Source organism: Rhodoferax sp. U11-2br, from assembly GCF_018619435.1.
Classification (GTDB): domain Bacteria; phylum Pseudomonadota; class Gammaproteobacteria; order Burkholderiales; family Burkholderiaceae_C; genus Rhodoferax.
This window is the reverse complement of the sequence record NZ_JAHFZF010000021.1, coordinates 57,238-81,810: the sequence shown is the minus strand read 5'-3', so window position 1 is coordinate 81,810 and position 24,573 is coordinate 57,238. Positions and strand designations below refer to the sequence as shown.

Sequence of the window (24,573 nt, the reverse complement as noted above, 5' to 3'; positions counted from 1 at the left end):
CCGCTGGGCTGGGCGGGCGCTGCGCCGTCCAGGCTGTCAGGACTGTTGCCGGTGGGGTCAGAAGGGTTCATGTTGAAGCTGCCGTGTGTCAGGCCGCGGTGACCACCCGTGCCAGGGTTTCGCGGATCAGGTTCAGCGTGGTTTGCTGGGTCAGGGTGCTGGGGCGCAAGGAACTGGTGGCGGCAGAGATGCGGGTGCGTAACACCGGCGCATGGATGCCCCGCACGGTGAAGGCCGAGGGGCGCACCGAGTTGGCCACCGCGTTGCGCGACAACACCGCACTGCCAATGCCGTCTTCCACCAGGTCCAGGATCGCGGACACCCCGTCCACCTCCAGCGCAATGCGCGGGCGGCAACCCAGGTTGACCAGTTCCGACTCCACCTGACTGCGGATCGCGTTGGGGCGGCTCGGGATGATCAGCGGCAAGTCGGCCAGCTCGCGCAGCGTGATCGGGCCGGGCGGCGGGTCTTCGGCCAGGCCTTTGGGGCGCGCCTGCACTAGGCACAACTCTTCTTCCTGCAGCGGCAACACCTCGATCTCGCTGCCGGGCTGGACGTTGTACAAGACCGCTATGTCGAGCCGGCCATTGATCAGCGACTCCTGCAAAGCCACCGACAGACCTTCACTGATCGAGATCGTGGCGTCCGGCAGGGCCTCGCGAAAAGCGGTGATCAACGGCACCGTCAACACCCGCGCCAAGCTGGTGGCCAGCCCGACTGCCACCCGTCCGGCCAGCGAGCCGCGCACCCGGCCGAGTTCTTCCTTGGCGCGTGACACCTGGTGCAGGATGCCGCGGCTGTGCGCCAGCAGCAGTTTGCCCGCCTCGGTGGGCAGGGCGCCGCGGCCATTGCGGATCAGTAGGTTCTGGTGCAGCTCCACTTCCAGCAGCCGCACCTGGCGGCTCAGGGCCGGTTGCGCCACATCCAAAGCGATGGCGGCGCGGGTGAAACTGCCCATCTCGGCCACCCGCACAAAGTACTCCAGTTGTTTCAAGTCCATGGCGATGATTGGGAATAACTAAACAGACATTATGCCAATCTGAAATAACTGCTAGTGTTGACTTGCGCTTTGCATGACCCCTGCCAAGCCACAGAATCCTGGCCATGTCAGTCACGACCCACCCCACTGTTGCACCACTCACCGGCATCTCATCGATGGCCACACGACAGCTGCTGGCCGAACTCACCCAGGCCTATGCCAAGTCCAGCGGGCAGTCGGTATTGATCGAATCGGTCGGCGGGGTGGACGCAGCCAAGCGGGTGCAGGCCGGTGAGGTGTTTGACCTGGTGGTGCTGGCCTCGGATGCGATGTCCAAGCTGATCGCTTCCGGGCACCTGTCTGCCGATAGTTTGACCCCGTTGGTGTTTTCTGGTGTGGCGGTTGCCGTGCCCGTGGGAAGCGCGGGCCTGGACATCAGCAGCGAAGAGGCCGTGCGCGAGGCTGTGCTGGCCGCACCGACGCTGGCCTATTCCACCGGCCCCAGCGGCGTGGCGTTGGCCCAACTGTTTGAACGCTGGGGCATCACCGAACAAATCAAAAACCGCCTGGTTACCGCCCCACCCGGTGTGCCGGTGGGCAGTCTGGTGGCCAAAGGTGAGGTGGCGATGGGTTTTCAACAGCTTAGCGAACTGATCCATGTGCCGGGTATCTTGGTGCTCGGCCCCTTGCCCGATGTCATCCAGATCACCACCACCTTTTCTGCTGCGATGACCAGCCTCTGCACACGACCGACCGAGGTGCAAGCCTTGTTGAGTTTCATGGCCTCCAGCGAGGTGGCTGTACTCAAAAAAAGACAGGGGATGACGCCTGCCTGACATGTATTTGATAGCTGCTTGCGCTGATGAAACAAGGGCCAGAGGCCAAAAACACTGATAAGAGGAGTACACACATGAGTTTGTCCATTCGCACCCAGGTCGCCATCATTGGCGCCGGGCCTTCGGGTCTGCTGCTGGGCCAGTTGTTGCACAAGGCCGGTATTGACGCGGTGATTGTGGAGCGGGTCTCGGGCGACTATGTGCTGGGCCGCATCCGCGCCGGGGTGTTGGAGCAGGTGGCCGTGGACCTGCTCGATGAAGCCGGTGTGGGCACACGCATGCACCACGAAGGCCTGGTGCATGGCGGGTTCGATTTGCTCTACGCCGGGCAGCGCCACCGCATCAACATGAACGCACTCACTGGCGGCAAAAACGTGGTGGTCTATGGCCAGACCGAAGTCACCCATGATTTGATGGACGTCCGCACCGCTGCGGGCCTGCCCACGTATTACGAAGCGTCTGAGGTGCAGGTCCACGACTTTGACACCACCCACCCGCGCGTCACCTTCACCCACCAGGGCCAGGCCATCGAGCTGGCCTGTGATTTCATCGCGGGTTGTGACGGCTTTCACGGCGTGTGCCGGGCCAGCGTGCCGCGCCAGTCGATCCAGGAGTTTGAGAAGGTGTACCCCTTTGGCTGGCTCGGCCTATTGTCTGACACACCGCCAGTGCATGACGAGCTGATCTACGTGAACAGCCCGCGCGGTTTTGCGCTGTGTTCCCAACGCAGCAAAACCCGCAGTCGTTATTACCTGCAGGTGCCGCTGACCGACCGCATCCAGGACTGGACCGACGACGCCTTCTGGCAAGAGCTGCGCCTGCGGCTCGACGACGATGCCCGCGCCCGTTTGGTCACCGGGCCGTCGATCGAGAAAAGCATTGCCCCGCTGCGCAGTTTTGTGACTGAGCCGATGCGTTTTGGCCGCCTGTTCCTGGCCGGTGACGCGGCCCACATCGTGCCACCCACCGGCGCAAAGGGCCTGAACCTGGCCGCCACCGATGTGAAGTACCTGTGCAACGCGCTGGTGGACTTCTACCAAAACCGTAGCGAGGAGGGCATCAACACCTATTCCGAGCGCTGCCTGCGCCGCATCTGGAAGGCCGAGCGTTTTTCGTGGTGGTTCACCTCGCTGATGCACCGTTTTCCGGACGATGGCCCCATCACCGCCAAGTTTCAGGAGGCAGAGCTGGACTACCTGGTCCACTCCGAGGCCGGGTCGCGGGTGATGGCCGAGAACTATGTTGGCCTGCCGCTGGATTTTGCCGAACCTGCTCGCTGACCTAGGCATTTAATAGCGTAAATTTGATAGCTATATGCCCTTATTCATCAAGGGCTAGAGGCTAAAAATAACATAAAAGGAGAGACACATGATCATCGACTGCCACGGCCACTACACCACAGCCCCGAAAGCGCTGGAAACCTGGCGCAACCAGCAAATTGCCGGCATCAAAGACCCGGCCAGCAAGCCCAAAGTGGCTGACCTGAAGATCAGCGACGACGAGTTGCGCGAGTCCATCGAGTCCAACCAGCTGCGCCTGATGAAAGAGCGCGGTAGCGACCTGACCCTGTTCAGCCCACGCGCCAGCTTCATGGCGCACCACATTGGCGACTTTGCCGTCTCCAGCACCTGGGCGGCGATTTGCAACGAGCTGTGTTACCGCGTCAGCCAGCTCTTTCCCGAGCACTTTGTGCCGGTGGCGATGCTGCCGCAAAGCCCCGGTGTCGACCCTGCCACCTGCATTCCCGAGCTGGAAAAGTGTGTCAAGGACTACGGAGCGGTGGGCATCAACCTGAACCCTGATCCATCCGGCGGCCATTGGACCTCACCGCCTTTGAGCGACAAACACTGGTACCCGATCTACGAGAAGATGGTGGAGTACGACCTGCCCGCCATGATCCACGTGAGCACCAGTTGCAACGCGTGCTTCCACACCACCGGCGCGCATTACCTGAACGCCGACACCACCGCCTTCATGCAGTGCCTGACCAGCGACTTGTTCAAGGAATTCCCGACGCTCAAGTTCCTGATTCCGCACGGCGGCGGCGCGGTGCCTTACCACTGGGGGCGTTTCCGTGGCCTGGCGCAGGAGCTCAAAAAACCGCTGCTGCAAGACCATTTGCTCAACAACATCTTCTTTGACACCTGCGTCTACCACCAGCCCGGCATCGACCTGCTCAACACCGTGATCCCGGTCAAAAACGTGTTGTTTGCCAGCGAAATGATTGGTGCGGTGCGCGGCATCGACCCCGAAACTGGCTACTACTACGACGACACCAAACGTTACATCGAGGCGTCAAAAATTTTGAGTGACGCAGACCGTCAGCAAATTTATGAAGGCAACGCCCGGCGTGTGTTCCCACGGCTGGATGCGCTGCTCAAAGCCAAAAACCAATAACCCGTACCACCTGCGGAGCAAGACCATGAACAACCTCGGCATCGTCAAACGCAATATCACCCGCGCCGACAAAGCGGCGGTCGACAAACTCTCACGCTTTGGTGTGGCCACCATCCACGAAGCCATGGGCCGTGTTGGCCTGATGAAACCCTATCTGCGCCCGATCTACACCGAGGCCAAGATCTGCGGCACGGCGGTGACCGTGCTGCTACAACCCGGCGACAACTGGATGATGCATGTGGCTGCCGAGCAGTTGCAGCCCGGTGACGTGGTGGTAGCCGCCTGCACCACCGACAACTTTGATGGCTTTTTTGGCGACCTGCTGGCCACCTCGTTCAAGGCGCGTGGCGCGGTGGGCTTGGTCATTGACGGCGGTGTGCGCGATGTGAAAGACCTCACCGAGATGGGGTTCCCGGTGTTCTCCAAAGCCATCCACGCCAAAGGCACGATCAAGGCCACGCTCGGCTCGGTCAATATCCCCGTGGTCTGCGCCGGTGCCCAGGTGGAGCCGGGCGACGTGGTCATTGCCGACATCGACGGCGTGGTGGTGGTGCCCGCTGCCATCGCACAAAAGGTGGCCGATGCGGCCGAGGCACGTGAGGCCAACGAAGGTGCCAAACGCGCCATTTTTGCCAGCGGTGTGCTCGGGCTGGACTATTACAAGATGCGCGAAGGCTTGGAAAAGGCCGGCCTGCGCTACATCGACTGAAGCACATAACCCTTATGAAATCAGGGCGGGAGGCAAAAAACACATGAAAGCTGCAACACACTGGACCATTGGTCTGATCGGCTACGGCGAGGTTGGCCGCATCCTGGCCGAAGACCTGCGCGCGCAGGGCCTGGCCGTTTGCGCTTATGACATCAAGCTCAACAAGGCCGACAGCGCGATGGAGCTGTCCTTCCACGCATCCGAGTTGGGTGTGGCATTGCTGGGTGACCACGCGGAAGTGGCCAAAAACAGCGATCTGGTGATCAGCGCGGTGACCGCCAGCCAGACCGTGCTGGTGGCGCAGGCGGTGGCCCCGGGCATGGTGCCGGGTGCGTATTTTCTGGACTTCAACTCGGCTTCACCCGGTGCCAAACAACAAGCCGCGAACCTGATCGACGCAGCAGGCGGCAAGTATGTCGAAGGCGCGGTGATGACCAGTGTGCCGCCTTACCGCATCAAGGTGCCGCTGTTGCTGGGTGGTAGTTTTGCGGCGGAACTCGCGTCCCACATCACCTCACTGGGATTCGTCGCCAAAGTGGCCAGCGAACAACTGGGTGTGGCCAGTGCCACCAAGATGTGCCGCAGCGTGATGATCAAAGGCCTGGAGGCCATGGTGATCGAGAGTTTCACCACCGCCCGCTACTACGGTGTGGAAGACGCGGTGGTGGCCAGCCTCTACGAGACCTTCCCCGGTATCGACTGGGAAAAACAGGCAACCTACTTCTTCCAGCGGGTCATCGAACATGGCCGACGCCGCAGCGAAGAAGTGCGCGAAGTCGCCGAGACAGTGTGTGACGCCGGCCTGGCCCCGTGGAGCGCCAGCGGCACCGCCGAACGCCAGGCCTGGGTCGCCGACCTGGCTGATGCCGGCCTGTTTGGCGAGCGTGGCGCGCCTGAATTTGCCCGCAGCGCCGACTGGCGGGTCGAGGCGGATCGGATGCTGGCGCAGGCAAGAGAGCGCCCTTCGACGCCGTAGGCATCCGCTAGACTCATGCCGGTACAACAACTGGCAAAGGGGTAGCAGGATGAATGATTTGGGGGGGCTGCTGCTGGGCATTGAGGATGGGCAGGATGCCTCGCTTGGAAGGCCTGCATGACCCCAGAGACCAAAGCGCGCCAGCAGATTGATCAAAAGCTGGAGCAGGCCGGCTGGGTCATTCAGGACATGAAGCAGCTCAACCTGTCCGCTGGTGTTGGCATCGCTGTGCGCGAATACCCCACGGACACCGGCCCTGCCGACTATGTGTTGTTCGTCAACCGCGAAGCGGCAGGCGTGATCGAAGCCAAGAAGGATGACGCGGGCGAAAACCTCACCGTGGCTGAACGCCAGAGTGAGCGCTATGCCAGCGCTAACCTCAAATGGCGCAAAGACAGCACGCAGCTGCGCTTCCTGTTCGAGGCCACGGGCCAGATCATCCGCTTTACCGACAATCTGGACCCCGCGCCCCGTTCGCGCGAAATCTTCCACTTCTTCAAGCCCGAAACGCTGGCCGCTTGGGCTGCGCAGCCAGCCACCCTGCGCCGTCGCCTGGCTGAGCAGATGCCCGCGCTGCCCGAACGCAACTTGCGCGGCTGCCAGATCAGCGCCGTCACCGGGCTGGAGAAGTCTCTGGCGCTGAACAAGCCCCGCGCCCTGGTACACATGGCCACCGGCGCGGGCAAAACCTTTACCGCTATCACCTCGGTCTACCGCCTTCTCAAATTCGGTGGTGCCAAGCGCATCCTGTTTCTGGTCGATACCCGCAACCTGGGCAAACAGGCGCATCAGGAGTTCATGGCCTACACGCCGCCCGATGATGCCATCTTGCGCGAGCTGGAGCATTTTCTGCTGGAACTGGGTGTGGGTTTCAGCTTTGTGGCACGGCAGCGGCGCATCCAGCTCGACAGTGACGATTTCTACATCGACCTGCTGTTCTACAACCGTAAGCTGCGCCGCCTGGTGGCCGTTGAGTTGAAGCTGGGCGAGTTTCGCGCCGAGTACAAAGGTCAGATGGAGCTGTACCTGCGTTGGCTGGCCAAATACGACCAGGAGCCAGGGGACTTGCCGCCACTGGGCATCATCCTGTGCACGGGCAAGAAGAACGAACAAATCGAGTTGCTGGAACTGGACAAGTCAGGCATCCACGTTGCCGACTAAGGCCGCCGTGGTGCTGCCGGACAACGTGCTGTTTGAAGGCGGTGCCGGAGAGAAGATTCGCAAGAAGCTGCTGGAAACCTGCGACGTGCACACCATCCTGCGGCTGCCTACGGGCATTTTTTACGCGCAGGGTGTGAAGGCCAATGTGGTGTTCTTTGATGCCAAGCCCAAGGATGGGAAGACGCACACCAAAGGGGTGTGGTTTTATGACTTGCGCACCAACAAGCATTTCACACTGAAGACGCGCACGCTCAAGCTGGACGACCTGCAGGACTTCATCACCTGCTACCACCCGGAAAACCGCCATGAGCGCGTGGCCACCGAACGCTTCAAGTTCTTCAGCTACAACGAGCTGATGGCCCGTGACAAAGCCAGCCTGGACATTTTTTGGCTCAAGGACGACAGCTTGGACAACCTGGATGACCTGCCGCCACCGGATGTGCTGCAGCAAGAGATCATTGAGCACCTGGAGGCGGCACTGGCGGCTTTCAGAGATGTGGCAGTGGGGCTGCGAGTTCACTGATTTCTGCCTGAGTTCGTAGGGCGTCTCGGCGCACAGTATGGGGTGTTTGGTCTATTGCATCTTGGCATAGCAGCTAGCCGCTTATGCACATAGGCAGGGTTGAGGTGGCTGCTGACAATGCAGACAACACAACTCTTGTCCTCACATGAGCAGCCCCATGAGCAAACCTACCACTGGTGATTTCACCAAAACCCCCGGCTGGCTCGACTGGTTCAGCGGGCCGAGCCAACCGCGTTTTCAACTACCCGCAGGCGCGGTCGATGCGCATTGCCATGTGTTTGGCCCAGGCGCTGAGTTTCCGTATGCGCCCGAGCGCAAGTACACACCCTGTGACGCGTCCAAAGCCCAGCTGTTTGCGCTGCGTGACCACCTGGGGTTCGAGAAAAACGTGATCGTGCAGGCCACCTGCCATGGCGCCGACAACCGTGCGCTGGTGGACGCGCTGATCGCCAGCCAGGGCAGGGCACGCGGAGTGGCCACGGTCAAACGTTTGGTCACGGATCAGGAGCTGCAGGCCATGCACAACGCCGGTGTGCGTGGTGTGCGCTTCAACTTTGTCAAACGTCTGGTCGACTTCACGCCCAAGGACGAACTGATGGAGATTGCAGGCCGCATCGCCAAACTGGGCTGGCATGTGGTGATCTACTTTGAGGCGGTTGACTTGCCCGAGTTGTGGGACTTTTTCACAGCCTTGCCGACCACCGTGGTGGTGGACCACATGGGCCGCCCCGATGTGTCGCTGCCGGTGGACGGGCCGCAGTTTGAGCTGTTCAGGAAATTCATGCGTTTACACCCCAACGTGTGGAGCAAGGTCAGTTGTCCCGAGCGCCTGAGTGTGACCGGCCCCAAAGCGCTCCACGGTGAACAGAATGCCTACCGCGACGTGGTCCCGTTTGCCAGAGCCATTGTGGAAGAGTTCCCGGACCGCGTGTTGTGGGGTACCGACTGGCCACACCCGAACCTGAAGGACCACATGCCCGACGATGGCCTGCTGGTAGATTTCATTCCGCACATCGCGCCCACGGCCGAGTTGCAGCAGAAGTTGCTGGTGGACAACCCAAACCGTTTGTACTGGAGTTGATAGCGTAGTACCCTGATGACATAAGGGCTAGAGGCCATTTTTATACACAGCTAAAAACCAAAAAGGAGACACTGTGGCACTTGAGAAACCTTACAAGGACATCCCCGGCACCATCATTTTTGATGCCGACCAGAGCCGCAAAGGCTACTGGCTCAACCAGTTCTGTATGTCGCTGATGAAAGCGAGCAACCGCGAGCGATTCAAGCGCGACCAGCGTGCCTACCTCGATGAGTGGCCGATGAGTGAAGACCAAAAACAGGCGGTGCTCGACATGGACCTGAACCGCGCCATGGCACTCGGTGGCAACATCTACTTTCTGGCCAAGATCGGCGCCACCCATGGCCTGAGTTTTCAGCAGATGGCGGGCAGCATGACCGGCATGAGTGAAGAGGAGTACCGCGCCATGATGCTGGCCGGTGGCCGCAGCATCGATGGCAACCGTTACCTGGGCGAAGACGGCAACGCCCAACCGCAGCACCAACCCCAAGGCCAGGCTGGCCGCAAAGGACTTTGAGCCATGGCACGTATCACCGCCTCCGTTTACACCAGCCACGTGCCCGCCATTGGCGCGGCCATCGATCTGGGCAAAACCACCGAGCCGTATTGGCAGCCGATGTTTCAGGGCTATGACTACTCCAAACAGTGGATGAAGGACAACAAGCCCGATGTGATCTTCCTGGTCTACAACGACCACGCCACCGCGTTCAGCCTGGACATGATCCCCACCTTTGCCATCGGTACCGCAGCGGAATTCATACCTGCTGACGAAGGTTTTGGCCCGCGCCCGGTGCCCAAAGTGATCGGCCACCCGGACCTGGCCAGCCACATCGCGCACTCGGTGATCCAGCAAGACTTTGACCTGACCATCGTCAACAAGATGGAGGTGGACCACGGCCTGACCGTGCCGCTGAGCCTGATGTGTGGCGAACCCGCCGCCTGGCCGTGCCCGGTGATTCCGTTTGCGGTGAATGTGGTGCAGTACCCGGTGCCCAGCGGCCAGCGTTGCTTCAATCTTGGCAAGGCGATCCGCAAGGCGGTCGAGAGTTATGACGAAGACCTCAACGTGCACATCTGGGGCACCGGCGGCATGAGCCACCAGTTACAAGGCGCTCGCGCCGGGTTGATCAACCGCGAATGGGACAACGCCTGGCTGGATCAGATGATTGCAGACCCGGCCGCCTGCGCCAAGACACCGCACATTGACTATGTGCGTGAGGCGGGCAGTGAAGGGGTGGAGTTGGTAATGTGGTTGATCGCCCGAGGTGCTATGCAAGATATAGCTGGTGACCCATGTAGTATCAGGGTCAAGCACCGTTTTTACCATGTGCCTGCCAGCAACACGGCGGTGGGGCATTTGATTTTGCAGGATGTGTGAGTTGATAAGGAAACACCCATGAAACCCATCAAAGTGGCGCTGGCTGGCGCCGGTGCTTTTGGCATCAAACACCTGGACGGCATCCAGAACATCGACGGTGTCGAAGTTGTCTCATTGATCAGCCGTGAGCTGGACAAAACCAAAGACATCGCCGCCAAATACGGCATCCCCCACGTGAGCACCGAGCTGGCAGACAGCCTGGCGCTCAAAGAGGTGGACGCGGTCATCCTCTGCACACCGACCCAGATGCACGCCTCACAAACTCTGGCGTGTTTGAAGGCAGGCAAACATGTGCAGGTGGAAATTCCGCTGTGTGATGTGCTGGCTGATGGTGAAGAGGTGGCTCACCTCTCCGCCAAGAGCGGCCTGGTGGCCATGTGTGGCCACACCCGGCGCTTCAACCCCAGCCACCAGTATGTGCACAACAAAATCACGGCGGGCCAATTCAACATCCAGCAGATGGATGTGCAAACCTACTTCTTCCGCCGCTCCAACATGAACGCGCTGGGCCAGCCGCGCAGCTGGACCGATCACCTGCTGTGGCACCACGCCGCGCACACGGTGGACCTGTTCGCCTACCAGTGCGGCAGCCCCATCGTGCAAGCCAACGCCATCCAGGGCCCGATCCATCCCACGCTGGGCATCGCCATGGACATGAGCATCCAGCTCAAGGCCGCCAACGGTGCGATTTGCACACTGAGCCTGAGCTTCAACAACGACGGCCCGTTGGGCACCTTCTTCCGTTACATCGGCGACAGCGCGACCTACATCGCACGCTACGACGATCTGTTTACCGGCAAGGAAGAAAAGATCGACGTCTCACAGGTGGCCGTGAGCATGAACGGTATCGAGTTACAAGACCGCGAATTCTTCGCCGCCATCCGCGAGGGCAGGGCGCCCAACAGCTCGGTGGCGAGTGTGCTGCCGTGTTACCAGGTGCTGCATGATCTGGAGCAGCAACTGAGCCACTGAGGCTGCACAATCGGTTGCCAACCAACCGATCTTTTTTTTGACATGCAAACACGACAACTCGGCCCTTTCTCCGTCTCTGCCATCGGCCTGGGCTGCATGAACCTCAGCCAGGGGTATGGCGCCCCGATCACCGACCAGCAGGGCGAACGTGTTTTGCTGCAAGCGCTGGACGCTGGCGTCACCCTGTTTGACACCGCCTCGCTCTACGGTTTTGGCGCTAACGAATCCCTGATTGGCCGGGTGTTGAAGACACACCGACAGCGTTTCACCCTGGCCAGCAAATGTGGCATGACCGGTGTCGACGTCAACGGCGACGGCAAGCTGGTGCGGGTGATCGACGGGCGCCCTGACACCTTGCGCCGCACCTGTGAGGCCAGCCTGCGCCGTCTGCAGACCGATGTGATTGACCTCTATTACATCCACCGGCTCGACAAAACGGTGCCGATTGAAGACAGTGTGGGTGCTTTGAGCGACCTGGTGCGCAAGGGGTATATCCGCGCCATCGGCCTGTCTGAAATGTCGGCAGCCACCCTGCGCCGCGCTCACGCGGTGCACCCGATTGCCGCGATGCAGACCGAGTATTCGCTGTGGACGCGCAACCCCGAGATTGCGGTGTTGCAGGCTTGCAAAGAACTGGGCGTGGCCTTTGTGGCTTTCAGCCCGGTGGGGCGGGGTTTTCTGGCCGGTGAGCCGCTGCAACCGGAGAGCTTTGAGGCCAATGACCTGCGCCGCAGCATGCCGCGTTTTGAGGGATCCAACTGGGAGGCCAACGCACGTCTGCTGCCCGCCTACCGGAGACTGGCCGACGAGGTTGGTTGCAGCCCGGCGCAGCTGGCGCTGGCCTGGTTGCTGCAGCGTGCCGAGCACATCATCCCGATCCCCGGCACCACCCGTGTGGACCACCTGCAGGACAACCTGGGCGCCCTGGACGTGACCTTGAGTGCCGATGTTTTGGTGAAATTGGATGCTTTGATCAACCAGCACACCGTGGCAGGCAGCCGCTACAACGCGCAGGGCAATCTGGACGCGCAGACGGAGCAGTTCTAATTTGTTGGAGGTGGTTCAAAAAGTGTCGCGTCCAGCTATTTGGAGTACGTCGTTTTTGTCGCCCCATGTTTGGGTCAGCGTCCAGCTTACAAAGCTGTTTTTACGCCGGAACTCTTGTTCGGCGTTTTGGAGAGACAAGTTGTGCCCAATTTAAAAGTTACTGAAATCAAAGCGTTTGTTCCCTCCAAGGATTTCGAGCTGTCAAAGCAGTTCTACAAGGATCTTGGTTTCACCATGGCGTCGGAGGGCGGCGGCATTGCCTATTTCAACTTTGGCCGTGTCAGTTTTTTGCTCCAAGACTTTTGCGCGGAATCATTTGCGGAAAACTTCATGATGCATATCCTGGTTGAGGATGTGCAGTCGTGTTGGGATCACGTTCAGAAGAGTAGTGTTCTGGCGAAGTACGGAACGCGGGTCACTGCTCTGGAAGACCAGCCATGGAAAATGCGGGACTTTTGTCTTGACGATCCGTTTGGTGTGTTGTGGCGTATTGGCCAAAATACGGATTAAAGAGTAGGGAGCCGTGTTGGAAACTACAAAGTCGCGCCCCCGCATCATTTGAATGGACCACCTCAAGGTAGAACTAATGCGCAAGTTGGAGGCGATTGAAGGCGTCATGGCAAAGCCTTCCTCGGTGGCTGGGGGCACCGCGCTGTTTTTTTGCGGCAAAGAGTTTGGCCATTTCCACCATGACAGAGAGTTGGACCTGCGTCTGACCAAGAAGGTGATTCAGGCCATGGCATTGAAGCACCCAGAGGGCTCGGTTCACCACCCTTCACGATCAGCGTCGTCGCCGTGGATGGAGGTGCGGTACGACGATGCTGCGGGTGTTCAACGGGCTGTCGCGCTTGTCCGCGCCGCCATTGAACAGCTGTAGTTTCGATACCTGCTGACAAGCCGACCACTTGCCATCTTTCTTGTGCGGGTCGCTCCAGAACCATGGTGTGGAGGTGAAACGTTTGGCGATGTCCAGTTGAGTCGCAGGCCACCGTCACGCCTACCAAAAACGTGTTGCAAATGGCGACAAGCAAACACCAAGAAAAAACCGCACTACCATTTCGATAGTGCGGTTTTGATTCTGAATTTGGTGGGATGTGCGGGGGTCGAACCCACGACAAACGGATTAAAAGTCCGCTGCTCTACCAACTGAGCTAACATCCCTTTCTTGAGTGAATCAAGATCAGACAAGCCCTAGATTATAGCCAATATTTTTGGGTCTGAACGTATCTGTTGGGTCGGAAAATTCAAAATCAGCAAAACGGCTAAAAAATTGACTTGCTGAACTTGGCCCATCCTGGCTGCGTTTGTACCCGTCTTGACCTGTGGCCAACGGCCTTTACCTGACTGCAGCAAGGTTAGGCCGAGAAGTTTTGCACCGCCACAAAGTGGCAGGCCGTGCCTGTGACCACAAAGCCGTGCCAGACCGCGTGTGAGTAACGAATCCGCGAGTCCAGCATAAAAAAGATGACCCCCACGGTGTAGGCCAGGCCGCCAGCCACCAACCACAAGATGCCTGGCAAGGGCACCCGCTCCAACAAGGGCACCGCCGCAATCACCACCAACCAACCCATCGCCAAATACAGGCCGGTTGACCACCAGGGGTGGGTCAGGCAGTTCAAAGCTTTGAGTGTGACGCCGATGGCCGCCAGCACCCAGACCACTGTGAACAGGCTCCAGCCCCAGGCGCCGTTGAGGGCACCCAACGCAAACGGTGTGTAGGTGCCCGCGATGAAGAGGTAGATGGCGCCGTGGTCGAGCTTGCAGAAAACCTGTTTGGCACGCCCCTCCGGCATGGCGTGGTACAGCGTTGAGGCCAGATACAGCAGCACCATGGTGGTCGCAAAAACAAGGGTGCCGACAAAACTGGCTGCGCTTTGTTGTCCCGCTGAGGCCAGCAAAAAGGGCATGCTGAGCAGCGCGGCCAAAAGCGCCACGCCATGGCTCACACTGTTGGCGATTTCCTCGCCCAAAGTTTGTGGACGTTTTGTCATGCCAGCCATTGTGCATGGCCGACAAGTCATACCGATGTCAACAGGGTGAATGTCCTGTGAATCTGCGGCCTGATCAGGACGCGCAGCGGGTTTTGATCAGGGCCGCCGCTTCCTTGACCAGCCCCGGGCCGCGGTAGATCAAGCCGGTGTAGATCTGCACGGCGTCGGCGCCGGCCTTGATTTTGCTCACCGCGTCCTCGGCGCTCATGATGCCGCCCGCACCGATGATGGGAAAGCTTTTGCCCAGCGCGGCGCGCAACTGGCTCACCACTTGGTTGCTTTTGGCCAGCACTGGCGCGCCTGAGAGGCCGCCGGTCTCCTCGGCGTGGGCCAGACCTTTGACTGCGTCGCGGCTCAGCGTGGTGTTGGTGGCGATCACGCCCCAGGCGTTGTTGACCTGGCCGGTGCTGTTGGTGCCATAGCGCTTGAGCGTCTGGGCGATCACGCTGACCTGATCCGCATCCAGATCGGGGGCAATTTTCAGGAAGATGGGGATGTGTTTGCCGTGTTGCTGCGCCAGCTGTTCGCGTCGTTCGGAGATTGCGCCCAGCAGGGCGTCCAGTGCCTCGTCGCTTTGCAGGCTGCGCAGGTTTTTGGTGTTGGGGCTGGAGATGTTGACGGTGACGTAGTCGGCATAGGGGTAGACACCGTCCAGGCAGGTCAGGTAGTCGTCGGTGGCGCGCTCGATCGGGGTGACGGCGTTTTTGCCGATGTTCAGGCCCAGCAACATCGGGTTCGGGCCACAACACCCGGTGCCACGACCTTGGTACAGCGCTGACTGTTTGACGTTGGTGATGAAGCTTTGCAAACCTTCGTTGTTGAAACCCAATCGGTTGATCAAAGCCTTGGCCTCGGGCAGGCGAAACAGGCGCGGTTTGGGGTTGCCGGGTTGCGCCAACGGTGTCACCGTGCCGACTTCGACAAAGCCGAAACCCATTGCACCCAGGCCATCGATGCAGCGGGCGTTTTTGTCCAGCCCGGCGGCCAGGCCAACGCGGTTCGGAAAGCGCAGGCCCGCCAGGGTGATCGGGTCACTCACTGGTCTGCTGGCGTAGGCCCACCGCAGCGCCGAGCCTTGGGTACGGGTCAGCGACGCGATCGTCAGCTCATGCGCGGCCTCGGGGTCCATACCAAACAAAAAGGGGCGCGCCAGCGCGTAAGGGAGAAGAGCCATTGGATAATTCCTCAAGATAAACCGATCAATCACAAGGATTTTCCCCGATGACGTCCACCCCAAGCTCGACCGCCGCTGTTTTGTCCCAGGATGACCTGAAAACCCTGGTGGGTCAGGCTGCTTTGAAGTATGTGGTGCCGGGTGAAATTGTGGGTGTGGGCACTGGCTCCACGGTCAACAAGTTCATCGACGCGCTGGCCAGTATGAAAGACCAGATCACCGGCGCGGTGTCGAGTTCGGTGGCCAGCACCGAGCGGCTGCAGGCACTCGGCATCACCGTGTTTGACTGCAACGAGATGACCGAGCTGTCGGTCTACATCGACGGTGCGGATGAAGTTGACCCACACGGCTACCTGATCAAGGGCGGCGGCGCGGCCTTGACGCGCGAGAAGATTGTGGCCGCACAGTCGCGCCGTTTTGTCTGTATTGCCGATGAATCCAAGCTGGTGCAGACCCTGGGCAAGTTTCCACTGCCAGTCGAGGTGATCCCGATGGCGGTCAATCGCATCACCCGCCAGTTTCAGGCGATGGGCGGCACCGTGGTGCTGCGGCTCAAGGATGGTGCGCCACTGGTCACCGACAACGGCCAGCACATTCTGGATGTCACCGGCCTGCAGATCAGCGACCCGCTGGCCTTTGAGTCGCAGGTCAACCAGTGGCCCGGTGTGGTCACCGTGGGGGTGTTTGCGTTCCAGAAAGCCCAGGTCTGCCTGGTGGGCACGGCCAGTGGGGTCAAGACGCTGACGTTCTGATGCTATTCAATCAGTAGCTATTAGCCCTTATTCGGAAAGGGCTAGAAGCGGATTTTGCAACCACTCTCTCTGCAGAGTGGTTTGCACCACAGCCCGGCAAGCTTCGGCCTGCACCTGCATACACACCTGGGTGTGCGGAATCTCCTCGTGCCAGCCATGCTGCGGGTAAGTCACCGCCTTGCGCTGCATCATGGTCTGGCCCTGCGCCAACCCGTCCACCGCCACCCGCACCCGACCGGTCTGCAGGGTGAAGAGTTCGGGGTTGGTCAGCACCACAAAGGCCAGCACATCGTGGCCGTAACAACCGGTGACCTGGCCCACCACCGGGTCGCGTTCACTGTAAAACGCGCTGTAGAACGCCACCGCGTGGTGCAGGGTGTCGGTCGCGATGTGTTGATGGTGTTCGGCAATCTGCTTGAACAGGCTCAAAGGCAGGATCACCTGGTGCGTCACATCCAGCCCAACCATAGTCAAAGGCCAGCCTGCGGTAAATACCGCGTCTGCAGCATGCGGGTCGTTCCAGATGTTGGCTTCGGCCACCGGTGACACATTGCCAGACTCCAGCACCGCACCGCCCATCAGGATCACCTCGCGCACCAGGGTGGGCAACTCGGGCGCCAGTTGCAGCGCGGTGGCCAGGTTGCCCAGCGGGCCGACCGCCACCAGGGTGATCTCGCCGGGGAACTGGCGCGCTTGGTCGACGATGAACTGGGCCGATGAACGTGGGTCCAGCTTGCCCTGGGTGGCCAGGCGCTGGGGCAGGTTGCCCAGGCCGTCGGCACCGTGGATGTAGTCGGGTGGGGGCTCAGCGGTTTTCACCAGAGGTTGCGCCACACCTTGGGTCACCGAGATCAAGCGGCCCGTCAGCGCAGTGAGGTACAGCGCATTGGTGGCCGCCTGTTCCACATACACATTGCCAAAAGTGGTGGTGATGCCGACCACCTCGATGTCGGGGTGGGCCAGCGCGTAATACAGAGCCATGGCGTCGTCCACGCCGGGGTCGGTGTCGTAAATGACTTTTCTGGGTGGGTGGAACATCGCGGTGTGGGTCATGGGGGTGGGTCAAGCAGTTGGCAGCGCCGCCAAGCAGCATCAGGGGCCTATTTTTTGAGTCAGTAGGGGGCCGCCATTATGTCGCGCGGGCTGGCAGCGCCTAAATCGTGGCATAGTGCCTGCTTGTCTTTGTCGACCCGGTTTTGGCCGGGGTTTGTTCAACTTTTGAAAGTGATTTGTCATGGCTCTGAAATCTGTTTTGCGTCTGAGTGTTGTCGCCGCTGCTGCCCTGGTGGCAACGGCTGTGTTGGCCGAACCTTCGGTGGTGTACGACATGGGTGGCAAGTTTGACAAGTCGTTCAACGAGGCGGCTTACAACGGCATGGAGATGTGGAAGAAGGAAACGGGCAAAAAATATTTGGAGTTTGAAATCTCCAACGAATCCCAGCGTGAACAGGCCCTGCGCCGTATGGCCGAACGTGGCGCCACACCGATCATTGGTGTCGGTTTCAGCCAGGCTTCCGCCATCGAGAAGCTGGCCAAAGAATTCCCCAAGCTGCAGTTCGCCATCATTGACAGCGTGGTGGACCTGCCCAATGTGCAGTCGGTGGTGTTCAAGGAACACGAAGGCAGCTTCCTGGTGGGCGCCATGGCGGCGATTGCCAGCAAAACCGGCAAGGTCGGTTTTATTGGTGGCATGGACATCCCGTTGATCCGCAAGTTCCAGTGCGGCTATGAGCAGGGCGCCAAATACATCAACCCCAAGGCAGAGGTGTTTTCCAACATGACCGGTACCACGGGTGCAGCCTGGGCCGACCCGGCACGTGGTGGTGAGTTGGCCAAGGCCCAGTTCGCCAAGGGCGCCGATGTGGTGTTCGCCGCAGCGGGCGGCACCGGCATGGGTGTTTACCAAGCCGCCAAGGACAGCGGCAAACTCGCCATTGGTGTGGACAGCAACCAGAACCATGTGCAGCCCGGCACCATGCTGACCTCGATGGTCAAGGGCATCGATGTGGCGGTGTACGACGTGGCCAAGTCGTTCAAACCCGGCGTTTTGGTGCTCGGTCTCAAAGGCAACGGCGTGAGTTATGCCATGGACCAGTACAACGCCAAACTGGTGACCCCTGAGATGAAGAAAAAGGTAGAAGCCGCCAAGGCCGACATCATCAGCGGCAAGATCAAGGTGGCTGATTACATGGCGGACAACGCTTGTAAATATTGATGTTGTGGCGGCTCGGCGTGTGCCGAGCCAGGTCCATGCGGCTGTTGATGCCGCTGCGCCCCGTCCAGTTGGCGTGCGTGTGTCAACAGCCCTGAATGACTCTCATAGATATAGCTATCCACCCAAGCAGAATAAGGGCTAGAGCCCAAAAAGATGTATAAAGTCTGGACACACACCTCTTCAGGCCACCCGGCCAACCACCGGGCTTTGCAAGATGCTTGAACCAACCCCAGTGGCGGTCCGTATGACCGCCATCCATAAACATTTTGGTGCGGTGGCGGCCAATGCCAACGTCGATTTGACGGTGCGCACTGGCACGGTGCATGGCATCGTGGGTGAAAACGGTGCCGGCAAAAGCACGCTGATGTCGATCCTGTACGGCTTTTACCAGGCCGACAGCGGGCAGATCGAGGTATTCGGCCAGCCAGCCGACATACGCAATGCAGACGACGCTATCGCGCGCGGCATCGGCATGGTGCACCAGCACTTCATGCTGGTCGACACCTTGACCGCGCTGGAGAACGTGATGCTTGGCGCCGAGCCGCACTGGCTGCTGCAGCGCTCTGACGCCCAGGTGCGCAGCAAGCTCAACGACTTGATGGTTTCCACCGGTTTACAAATCCCGCTCGACAGTCTGGTAGCGGATCTGCCTGTGGGCGACCGCCAGCGGCTGGAAATCCTCAAGACCCTGTACCGTGGCGCCAAGATTCTGATTCTGGACGAACCCACCGCAGTGTTGACGCCGCAGGAAACCACCCAGCTGTTTGGGGTGCTCAAGCGCCTGCGCGAGCAGGGAACCACGCTGATCCTGATCACCCACAAACTCAAGGAAGTGATGGCGCTATGTGATGTGGTCACCGTGATGCGCGCTGGTCAGGTGGTGGCCGAGCTGCCGATTGCCCAGGCTTCGATCGAAGGTCTGGCGCAGGCCATGGTCGGGCGCAAGGTGCATATGGGCCGCTCGGCCGACGGCGCCCACCAGCCCGGTGAGGTGTTGTTGCAGGCCGAGAACCTGTCTGTCACCGACAGCCTGGGGGTGTTCCGCCTCAAAGATGTTTCCTTGAGCCTGCGTGCCGGTGAAATGGTGGGTGTGGCCGGTGTTTCTGGCAACGGCCAGAGTGAGTTGATGGATGTGTTGACCGGCCTGCTGACCCCCGACCAGGGCCAGTTGCAGGTGCTGGGCAGCCAGTTTGAGCCGTCGCAATGGCTCAGCCCCAGCCAGGCGCGTGCGCTGGGTCTTGCGCATGTGCCCGAAGACCGGCACGCACGCGCCTTGGTCATGGCCTTTGCCGCCTGGGAGTCCGCGGTGCTGGGGTACGACGATCTGCCCGAGTATTCCAGTGGTGGCTGGATGAACCATGCCCACATGCAACACGCCACGGTGGACATGATGGAGCGTTTTGACGTCCGCCCGCGCGACCCGCTGCTGCCAAGCAGCAAGTTCTCGGGTGGCAACCAGCAAAAGCTGGTGCTGGCGCGTGAGTTGGGCCGGGCGCCCAAGGTGCTGCTGGTGGGGCAACCCACACGGGGTGTGGACATTGGCGCCATCGAATTCATCTACACCCAGCTGCGCGCGCTGCGCCAGGCCGGTTGTGCGGTGCTGGTGGTGTCGAGTGAACTCGATGAAATTTTGGCGCTCTCGGACCGGGTGCTGGTGATGAACCAAGGACGGATCGCTGGTGAGCTGCCGATTGCGGACTGCACCGAAGCTGCGTTGGGGATGTTGATGACGGGGTGCCAGGTATGAACACGTTGCCGCGTTGGGCTGATCTGGTGCTGTTGCCGCTGGTGAGTTTGTTGGTGGCGTTGCTGGCTGCGGGTGCCGTGGTGGCGCTGGTGGGCCAAGACCCGTGGGAGGTGATCCAGGTGTTGGTGTACGGCGCTTTTGGCACCGCACGCGGCATCAGCTACACCTTCTACTACGCTACCACCTTTGTCTTCACCGGGCTGGCTGTGGCGGTGGCTTTCCATGGGGGGCTGTTCAACATCGGTGGTGAAGGCCAGGCCATCATGGGTGGGCTGGGCACCGGTCTGGTGGCGCTGTGGTGGTCGGCATTTTTGCCGGCTTGGCTGATGCTGCCGATCATGATGCTCTCAGGAGCCTTGTTCGGTATGGCCTGGGCGGCGGTGCCGGGGTACTTGCAGGCCTACCGGGGCAGCCATGTGGTGATCACCACCATCATGTTCAACTTCATCGCCAGCACGGTGCTGGTGTATGTGTTGGTGAACCATTTGCGGCCCAAGGGAGAGATGTCGCCCGAGAGTGTGGCGTTTTCGCCCTCGGCCAAGTTGCCGGCGATACACGAGGTGCTGCGCCACATCGGCATCGACTGGCCTTCCTCTCCGCTGAACCTGAGTGTGCTGCTGGCGGCACTCGCAGCGGTGGCCGTTTACCTGTTTTTGTGGCGCACACGCGCTGGTTACCGGCTGCGTGCAGTCGGGTCGAGCCCGGGCGCGGCGGAATATGCGGGTATCAAGTCCCGCCATCAGGTGGTGATGGCCATGGCGATCTCGGGTGCGCTGGCCGGACTGGTGGGCATGAACGAGGTAGCCGGTGTCAGCGGCAAGCTGATTCTGGAATTTGTGAGTGGTGCGGGTTTCACCGGCATTGCGGTGGCGCTGATGGGGCGCAACCACCCGCTGGGCATTGTGCTGGCCAGTTTGTTGTTTGGCGCCTTGTTCCAGGGCGGTGCCGAGGTGGCTTTTGAGGTGCAGGACTTCAGCCGTGACATGGTGGTGATGCTGCAGGGTTTCATTGTGCTGTTTTCGGGCGCCATGACCTATGTGATTGCACCGATCCTGGCGCGATTGCTGGGTTGGTTCGGCCAAGCCGGGGCCAGCAAAACCAACACAGGAGCCAGCCATGGATGAAGCTCTGATCAGCGCCATGCTGGCGTCCACGCTGCGGGTCTCGACCCCGCTGATTTTTTGCGCGCTGGCGGGTCTGTTGTCGGAGCGCTCGGGCGTGGTGGACATCGGCCTGGAAGGCAAGATGCTGTTGTCGGCCTTTGCCGCCGGTGCTTGTGGTGCGGTGTCTGGCTCAATGACCCTGGCGATTCTGGCGGCAATGGCTGTTGCTGTGGCCTTGTCCTGGGTGCACGGTCTGGCCTGTGTCAGCCACAAGGGGGACCAGGTGGTGTCCGGTGTTGCTATCAACATCATTGCTGCAGGCCTCAGCGCTGTGCTGGGTACAGCCTGGTTTCATCAGGGTGGCCAGACACCGCCGGTGAGTGACGCGGTGCGTATCCAGGCGTTGTGGCCGGGTCTGGCCGAGGCGATGCATGGCCTGCCGCTGGTGGGCAAGGTGCTTGGTGATGGTCTGCTGGGGCACAACGCGCTGGTGTACCTGGCCTTGTTGCTGGTGCCGGTGTTGTGGTGGGGCTTGTTCCGCACCCGGTTTGGTTTGCGCCTGCGTGCCGTGGGTGAGAACCCGCAGATGGTGGACGCCGCCGGTGTCTCGGTGATACGCCTGCGTTACACCGCACTCACTTTGAATGGCATCCTGTGTGGTCTGGCTGGCAGTTACCTGGTGCTGGCGCAAAGTGCCAGTTTTTCACAGAATATGAGCGCCGGGCGTGGTTTCATGGCGCTGGCCGCACTGATTTTTGGCCGCTGGCACCCGGTGAAGGCGCTGTGGGCTTGCCTGTTGTTTGGTTTTCTGGATGCGGCGGCCATCCGCTTGCAAGGCGTGCATCTGCCGGGCATGGGTGAGGTGCCGGTGCAGGCCATTCAGGCCTTGCCTTATCTGATGACGGTGGTGTTGCTGGCGGGCTTTATTGGCAAGTCCATTCCGCCCAAAGCGCTGGGTATTCCCTACAGCAAGGAGCGCTGAGCTGCTCAGCCGCGCAGCGCGTGAAGTGCCTTGGCCAGCTTGGCCTCCACAGGTAGGGGTTCGGCGCCCATTTGGGCCGCCAGCAGCTCGGCGCACAACACCGAAAAACTCAGGCCGCGTGACCCCAGCGCGGCGCAGAGCCACAGGCTGGGTTGCTCCCCTGCCTCCAGTGGACCCACGAGTGGCAGGCGGTCGGCGCTGATACACCGTGTGCCTTTCCAGGTTTGCAGCTTGTCCGAGGCAAAGCTGGCGGCCAGGGGCCCTGCCAGACTTGGCAACAGTTCATTCAGATGCTCCCAATTGCGCACATGGTTGTCGGCATCCGGGCGTTCCAACTGCTGCTCTGGCTGGTAGCTCGACCCCATGAACCAGGCTGGACCGGCATCGGTGGGCACGTTCGGCACCAGGCCGCTGAAGCCATTGACTGGAAAGGGCGGAAAAACTGCCTGGTGCGCAGTCGAATCGCTGTGCAACGCCCAGCTCAGCAGACCCCGCATGCCCTGGGTGGTCGGCAGGTGCTGCAGTTGTGATGACAGATCGGGATGGCTGTGGGCCAAGTTGTCCAGCAGCGGGCGCGCTGCACCGGCATTGGCAAACACCACACGTTCGGCACAACACAACACACGCTGCGTCTCATCCAGCAACTGCCAGACACCGTCGGTGTGTTGCAGATGGCACACCTTGGCGCCACCCTGAAACCTCACACCGGGCTGCTTGAGCCAGGACGACACCAGCGCGGCGGGTTGGATCCAGGCGGCCTGTGGGTGCCACAGACCCGGGCCATCGGCCAGCTTGTCGGGGGCAGAAATCGACCAGTCCTGCCCCTCGGGTGGCCAGTGGCTGGGCAACTGCGGTGTGCCACCCACCTGCCGCTCCAGCACACCGGTTGCCGCCCACTGTGTGCCTAGCTGCAAATGTTGCCGGGCTTGTTGCAGGGTGAGGCGCACACCGGCGCGCGACAGACGCGACAGTGGGCAGTCGTCGCTGGAGGTATGTGGCACCACCAGGCCCACCGGCAAACCCGACGCTCCTGCTGCCGGGGCTGGCGCGGCGTCCAACACCAACACCTGCCAGCCGCGTCGGGCCAGTGCCGCCGCCACACTGGCGCCAGCCAGGCCAGCACCCACTACCGCGCAGCGCTGAACGGGCAGGGCGCTGCTGTGGTTTTGTCGGCTGGTTTTGAGGGGCCAGGGTGGGTCAAAACGTGCCTGAAACTGTCTTTCGGCGTCCGTGCTGTTGTCGCTGACGGCGAAGCCGCTGGAGCACAGCTGTTGGTGCAGGTCCGATGCGTCGGTGCCTGTGGGCAGATGAGCATACAGGGTGGTGCCGCGCCGGCAGCAGCGTGCCAGGGCCTTGATGGCCCAGGGATTGTGGGCGTCGAACTCACCGGGCTGTTTAGGCGCATCCAGCGCCACACACACCTCATCCGCCAAAAACGCGTGCTGGCGCAGGGCCTGCAAGGCATCACCGACACACAGTGTCAAAGTCACTTGACCCTTGGCCAGCAAAAAAAAGTGGAAACCGGGCAAGAGGCCAAACCAGTGCCCGATGAGCTCGTGGGCCAGCGGCAACAGGGCCGCATCGTTGCCGCAGGCCTGTACCAGTGTTTCGGGGGTGGGGGCGCTGGGGCACAGGGCCACCACATGCAGCATCCGGGGCCGATCGGTGGTTTGTTGCCAGGTGTGCCAGGTTCTCAGAAAACCCAGCCCGTCCTTAAAGCAGGTGTCTAGTATTTGCCAGCGTGGCAAACCCAACCAGTCAGATGTCATGGGCTGGGGGACACAGCAGCGTTTTCAGGCTGATGCGTGGGACGTGATGTCACGCCTTGGGGGGAACGAAACCTTGTGCGGCGTCGGCGCCTTCACCAAAAAAGTGGTTTTCCATTTGCCGCGCCAGGTATTGGCGGGCGCGGGCGTCGGCCAGGTTCAGGCGGTTTTCGTTGACCAGCATGGTTTGGTGCTTGAGCCAGTCGGCCCAGGCTTGTTTGCTGACGTTTTCCCAAAGCCGTTTGCCCAGTTCACCGGGATAAGGTGCAAAGTCAAGCCCTTCGGCCTCGATCCCCAATTTGATGCATTTCACCGTGCGCGCCATGGTTTACCTTTGTGTGTACTGTCAAAAGTGTCAACTTTAGCAAGGTTTTGGCTTGGGCCGCACACTGAAGTAAAATCCAGCCCTATGGCAAAAGCAGATACCAAAACCAAAATCGTGGCCGATGGCCTGCGTTACAAATCCAAAGTGTCGGGCTCCCCGTTCACGGCGGCCACTTCCTTTGGCGCTGCCACGATGTCGTGTTTTTTATGTGGCAAACACCGCGCCCGTTCCCAGATGGTTTCCAAGAAGATCCTCGGCAAGTCTCAGGCGGTGTGTTCACCGTCCTGCAAGGCGCTTGACCTGGCTCTGGAAGAAGCCAACAAAAAACCATCTGCCGAGTGAAGCCGCCGGGCTGCCCAGCAGCCCGTGTGCTTCGGTGAATGGTTTGCTACCTGATTTGTAGCTACTACCCGTTTTTTGACAAGGGCTAGAGGCCTAAACGCCTCTAAAACTGCGCGTCCG

Annotated in this window: 26 protein-coding genes and 1 tRNA gene; 20 read left to right on the top strand and 7 right to left on the bottom strand. The window is 60.6% G+C overall.

What is annotated here, in order from left to right; genetic code table 11:
* Positions 1 to 88: 88 nt before the first annotated feature.
* The gene (locus KKO72_RS14120) at positions 89 to 1,000 is read right to left on the bottom strand and encodes a LysR substrate-binding domain-containing protein (protein WP_214939549.1); all 912 of its coding nucleotides are present in this window, start codon (positions 998 to 1,000) and stop codon (positions 89 to 91) included.
* A 104-nt stretch (positions 1,001 to 1,104) separates the two neighbouring features.
* On the opposite strand from KKO72_RS14120, the gene KKO72_RS14115 reads away from it, so the two are divergent.
* From KKO72_RS14115 to KKO72_RS14045, 14 genes are all read left to right on the top strand, one after another.
* Positions 1,105 to 1,815 carry a substrate-binding domain-containing protein gene (locus KKO72_RS14115; RefSeq protein WP_251140660.1) on the top strand — a complete coding sequence of 237 codons (711 nt, stop codon included), beginning with the start codon at positions 1,105 to 1,107 and terminating at the stop codon, positions 1,813 to 1,815.
* 86 nt (positions 1,816 to 1,901) lie between these two features.
* Positions 1,902 to 3,095 carry a 4-hydroxybenzoate 3-monooxygenase gene (gene pobA / locus KKO72_RS14110; RefSeq protein ID WP_214939570.1) on the top strand — a complete coding sequence of 398 codons (1,194 nt, stop codon included), beginning with the start codon at positions 1,902 to 1,904 and terminating at the stop codon, positions 3,093 to 3,095.
* 88 nt (positions 3,096 to 3,183) lie between these two features.
* A complete protein-coding gene (locus tag KKO72_RS14105) occupies positions 3,184 to 4,212 on the top strand; it encodes an amidohydrolase family protein (RefSeq protein ID WP_214939546.1) in 1,029 nt (342 codons plus the stop codon).
* A 25-nt stretch (positions 4,213 to 4,237) separates the two neighbouring features.
* Positions 4,238 to 4,921: a 4-carboxy-4-hydroxy-2-oxoadipate aldolase/oxaloacetate decarboxylase gene (gene ligK / locus KKO72_RS14100; protein ID WP_214939543.1), complete on the top strand. Its 684-nt coding sequence runs from the start codon at positions 4,238 to 4,240 to the stop codon at positions 4,919 to 4,921.
* Between the two features lie 43 nt (positions 4,922 to 4,964).
* A complete protein-coding gene (locus tag KKO72_RS14095) occupies positions 4,965 to 5,897 on the top strand; it encodes an NAD(P)-dependent oxidoreductase (protein ID WP_214939540.1) in 933 nt (310 codons plus the stop codon).
* A 117-nt stretch (positions 5,898 to 6,014) separates the two neighbouring features.
* A complete protein-coding gene (locus KKO72_RS14090; protein WP_251140658.1) occupies positions 6,015 to 7,058 on the top strand; it encodes a PDDEXK nuclease domain-containing protein in 1,044 nt (347 codons plus the stop codon).
* Positions 7,048 to 7,581: an N-6 DNA methylase gene (locus tag KKO72_RS14080; protein ID WP_251140657.1), complete on the top strand. Its 534-nt coding sequence runs from the start codon at positions 7,048 to 7,050 to the stop codon at positions 7,579 to 7,581. The genes KKO72_RS14090 and KKO72_RS14080 overlap by 11 nt, the downstream gene beginning before the upstream one ends.
* Before the next feature lie 157 nt (positions 7,582 to 7,738).
* Entirely contained in the window at positions 7,739 to 8,662 is a 924-nt protein-coding gene (locus KKO72_RS14075) for an amidohydrolase family protein (protein ID WP_214939537.1), read from the top strand.
* Positions 8,663 to 8,735: 73 nt separating this feature from the next.
* Complete coding sequence (gene ligA / locus KKO72_RS14070; protein WP_214939535.1) at positions 8,736 to 9,176, top strand: protocatechuate 4,5-dioxygenase subunit alpha; 441 nt, start codon at positions 8,736 to 8,738, stop codon at positions 9,174 to 9,176.
* A gap of 3 nt (positions 9,177 to 9,179) precedes the next feature.
* Positions 9,180 to 10,037 carry a class III extradiol dioxygenase subunit beta gene (locus KKO72_RS14065; RefSeq protein ID WP_214939532.1) on the top strand — a complete coding sequence of 286 codons (858 nt, stop codon included), beginning with the start codon at positions 9,180 to 9,182 and terminating at the stop codon, positions 10,035 to 10,037.
* 18 nt (positions 10,038 to 10,055) lie between these two features.
* Complete coding sequence (locus KKO72_RS14060; protein WP_214939529.1) at positions 10,056 to 11,009, top strand: Gfo/Idh/MocA family oxidoreductase; 954 nt, start codon at positions 10,056 to 10,058, stop codon at positions 11,007 to 11,009.
* 42 nt (positions 11,010 to 11,051) lie between these two features.
* The gene (locus tag KKO72_RS14055) at positions 11,052 to 12,056 is read left to right on the top strand and encodes an aldo/keto reductase (protein ID WP_214939526.1); all 1,005 of its coding nucleotides are present in this window, start codon (positions 11,052 to 11,054) and stop codon (positions 12,054 to 12,056) included.
* Positions 12,057 to 12,197: 141 nt separating this feature from the next.
* A complete protein-coding gene (locus KKO72_RS14050) occupies positions 12,198 to 12,566 on the top strand; it encodes a VOC family protein (RefSeq protein ID WP_371736886.1) in 369 nt (122 codons plus the stop codon).
* A gap of 52 nt (positions 12,567 to 12,618) precedes the next feature.
* Positions 12,619 to 12,933, top strand: coding sequence for a luciferase family protein (locus KKO72_RS14045; protein WP_214939523.1), 315 nt, complete (start codon positions 12,619 to 12,621; stop codon positions 12,931 to 12,933).
* A 208-nt stretch (positions 12,934 to 13,141) separates the two neighbouring features.
* Here KKO72_RS14045 and KKO72_RS14040 read toward each other — a convergent pair.
* The 3 genes from KKO72_RS14040 to KKO72_RS14030 form a co-directional block, all read right to left on the bottom strand.
* Positions 13,142 to 13,217 (bottom strand) — tRNA-Lys (locus KKO72_RS14040).
* A gap of 194 nt (positions 13,218 to 13,411) precedes the next feature.
* Positions 13,412 to 14,056 carry a hemolysin III family protein gene (locus KKO72_RS14035; protein WP_214939520.1) on the bottom strand — a complete coding sequence of 215 codons (645 nt, stop codon included), beginning with the start codon at positions 14,054 to 14,056 and terminating at the stop codon, positions 13,412 to 13,414.
* Between the two features lie 64 nt (positions 14,057 to 14,120).
* Positions 14,121 to 15,221: a quinone-dependent dihydroorotate dehydrogenase gene (locus KKO72_RS14030; protein WP_214939517.1), complete on the bottom strand. Its 1,101-nt coding sequence runs from the start codon at positions 15,219 to 15,221 to the stop codon at positions 14,121 to 14,123.
* A gap of 47 nt (positions 15,222 to 15,268) precedes the next feature.
* Here KKO72_RS14030 and rpiA point away from each other — a divergent pair, with 47 nt between their 5' ends.
* Positions 15,269 to 15,973, top strand: coding sequence for a ribose-5-phosphate isomerase RpiA (gene rpiA, locus KKO72_RS14025; protein WP_214939514.1), 705 nt, complete (start codon positions 15,269 to 15,271; stop codon positions 15,971 to 15,973).
* Positions 15,974 to 16,000: 27 nt separating this feature from the next.
* Here the strand turns inward: rpiA and KKO72_RS14020 are convergent, their stop codons facing one another.
* Complete coding sequence (locus KKO72_RS14020; protein ID WP_214939511.1) at positions 16,001 to 17,026, bottom strand: nucleoside hydrolase; 1,026 nt, start codon at positions 17,024 to 17,026, stop codon at positions 16,001 to 16,003.
* Between the two features lie 181 nt (positions 17,027 to 17,207).
* Between KKO72_RS14020 and KKO72_RS14015 the strand changes: the two genes are divergently transcribed.
* The 4 genes from KKO72_RS14015 (at position 17,208) to KKO72_RS14000 (ending at position 22,020) form a co-directional block, all read left to right on the top strand.
* Complete coding sequence (locus tag KKO72_RS14015) at positions 17,208 to 18,188, top strand: BMP family protein (RefSeq protein ID WP_214939509.1); 981 nt, start codon at positions 17,208 to 17,210, stop codon at positions 18,186 to 18,188.
* Positions 18,189 to 18,432: 244 nt separating this feature from the next.
* Positions 18,433 to 19,935: an ABC transporter ATP-binding protein gene (locus tag KKO72_RS14010; protein WP_251140656.1), complete on the top strand. Its 1,503-nt coding sequence runs from the start codon at positions 18,433 to 18,435 to the stop codon at positions 19,933 to 19,935.
* The gene (locus KKO72_RS14005) at positions 19,932 to 21,059 is read left to right on the top strand and encodes an ABC transporter permease (protein WP_214939503.1); all 1,128 of its coding nucleotides are present in this window, start codon (positions 19,932 to 19,934) and stop codon (positions 21,057 to 21,059) included. The genes KKO72_RS14010 and KKO72_RS14005 overlap by 4 nt, the downstream gene beginning before the upstream one ends.
* A complete protein-coding gene (locus KKO72_RS14000; protein WP_214939500.1) occupies positions 21,052 to 22,020 on the top strand; it encodes an ABC transporter permease in 969 nt (322 codons plus the stop codon). The genes KKO72_RS14005 and KKO72_RS14000 overlap by 8 nt, the downstream gene beginning before the upstream one ends.
* A 5-nt stretch (positions 22,021 to 22,025) precedes the next feature.
* On the opposite strand, the gene mnmC is transcribed toward KKO72_RS14000, so the two are convergent.
* The gene (mnmC, locus tag KKO72_RS13995) at positions 22,026 to 23,789 is read right to left on the bottom strand and encodes an FAD-dependent 5-carboxymethylaminomethyl-2-thiouridine(34) oxidoreductase MnmC (protein WP_214939497.1); all 1,764 of its coding nucleotides are present in this window, start codon (positions 23,787 to 23,789) and stop codon (positions 22,026 to 22,028) included.
* A 49-nt stretch (positions 23,790 to 23,838) separates the two neighbouring features.
* Positions 23,839 to 24,111 carry an oxidative damage protection protein gene (locus KKO72_RS13990; protein WP_078363322.1) on the bottom strand — a complete coding sequence of 91 codons (273 nt, stop codon included), beginning with the start codon at positions 24,109 to 24,111 and terminating at the stop codon, positions 23,839 to 23,841.
* Between the two features lie 84 nt (positions 24,112 to 24,195).
* Here KKO72_RS13990 and KKO72_RS13985 point away from each other — a divergent pair, with 84 nt between their 5' ends.
* A complete protein-coding gene (locus KKO72_RS13985; RefSeq protein ID WP_180129719.1) occupies positions 24,196 to 24,453 on the top strand; it encodes a hypothetical protein in 258 nt (85 codons plus the stop codon).
* The last annotated feature ends 120 nt before the right edge of the window (positions 24,454 to 24,573 follow it).

What these genes read in the sequence shown, in the direction of transcription:
- KKO72_RS13985 (WP_180129719.1), top strand. Translation starts at nt 24,196, where the DNA reads ATGGCAAAAGCAGATACCAAAACCAAAATCGTGGCCGATGGCCTGCGT.
- KKO72_RS14075 (WP_214939537.1), top strand. Translation starts at nt 7,739, where the DNA reads ATGAGCAAACCTACCACTGGTGATTTCACCAAAACCCCCGGCTGGCTC.
- KKO72_RS14035 (WP_214939520.1), bottom strand. Translation starts at nt 14,056, where the DNA reads ATGGCTGGCATGACAAAACGTCCACAAACTTTGGGCGAGGAAATCGCC.
- KKO72_RS14030 (WP_214939517.1), bottom strand. Translation starts at nt 15,221, where the DNA reads ATGGCTCTTCTCCCTTACGCGCTGGCGCGCCCCTTTTTGTTTGGTATG.
- KKO72_RS14105 (WP_214939546.1), top strand. Translation starts at nt 3,184, where the DNA reads ATGATCATCGACTGCCACGGCCACTACACCACAGCCCCGAAAGCGCTG.
- KKO72_RS14120 (WP_214939549.1), bottom strand. Translation starts at nt 1,000, where the DNA reads ATGGACTTGAAACAACTGGAGTACTTTGTGCGGGTGGCCGAGATGGGC.
- KKO72_RS14005 (WP_214939503.1), top strand. Translation starts at nt 19,932, where the DNA reads ATGAACACGTTGCCGCGTTGGGCTGATCTGGTGCTGTTGCCGCTGGTG.
- KKO72_RS14115 (WP_251140660.1), top strand. Translation starts at nt 1,105, where the DNA reads ATGTCAGTCACGACCCACCCCACTGTTGCACCACTCACCGGCATCTCA.
- KKO72_RS13990 (WP_078363322.1), bottom strand. Translation starts at nt 24,111, where the DNA reads ATGGCGCGCACGGTGAAATGCATCAAATTGGGGATCGAGGCCGAAGGG.
- KKO72_RS14045 (WP_214939523.1), top strand. Translation starts at nt 12,619, where the DNA reads ATGGACCACCTCAAGGTAGAACTAATGCGCAAGTTGGAGGCGATTGAA.
- KKO72_RS14010 (WP_251140656.1), top strand. Translation starts at nt 18,433, where the DNA reads ATGACCGCCATCCATAAACATTTTGGTGCGGTGGCGGCCAATGCCAAC.
- KKO72_RS14055 (WP_214939526.1), top strand. Translation starts at nt 11,052, where the DNA reads ATGCAAACACGACAACTCGGCCCTTTCTCCGTCTCTGCCATCGGCCTG.
- KKO72_RS14060 (WP_214939529.1), top strand. Translation starts at nt 10,056, where the DNA reads ATGAAACCCATCAAAGTGGCGCTGGCTGGCGCCGGTGCTTTTGGCATC.
- KKO72_RS14020 (WP_214939511.1), bottom strand. Translation starts at nt 17,026, where the DNA reads ATGACCCACACCGCGATGTTCCACCCACCCAGAAAAGTCATTTACGAC.
- KKO72_RS14065 (WP_214939532.1), top strand. Translation starts at nt 9,180, where the DNA reads ATGGCACGTATCACCGCCTCCGTTTACACCAGCCACGTGCCCGCCATT.
- KKO72_RS14095 (WP_214939540.1), top strand. Translation starts at nt 4,965, where the DNA reads ATGAAAGCTGCAACACACTGGACCATTGGTCTGATCGGCTACGGCGAG.
- KKO72_RS14090 (WP_251140658.1), top strand. Translation starts at nt 6,015, where the DNA reads ATGACCCCAGAGACCAAAGCGCGCCAGCAGATTGATCAAAAGCTGGAG.
- KKO72_RS14000 (WP_214939500.1), top strand. Translation starts at nt 21,052, where the DNA reads ATGGATGAAGCTCTGATCAGCGCCATGCTGGCGTCCACGCTGCGGGTC.
- mnmC (WP_214939497.1), bottom strand. Translation starts at nt 23,789, where the DNA reads ATGACATCTGACTGGTTGGGTTTGCCACGCTGGCAAATACTAGACACC.
- rpiA (WP_214939514.1), top strand. Translation starts at nt 15,269, where the DNA reads ATGACGTCCACCCCAAGCTCGACCGCCGCTGTTTTGTCCCAGGATGAC.
- ligK (WP_214939543.1), top strand. Translation starts at nt 4,238, where the DNA reads ATGAACAACCTCGGCATCGTCAAACGCAATATCACCCGCGCCGACAAA.
- KKO72_RS14015 (WP_214939509.1), top strand. Translation starts at nt 17,208, where the DNA reads ATGGCTCTGAAATCTGTTTTGCGTCTGAGTGTTGTCGCCGCTGCTGCC.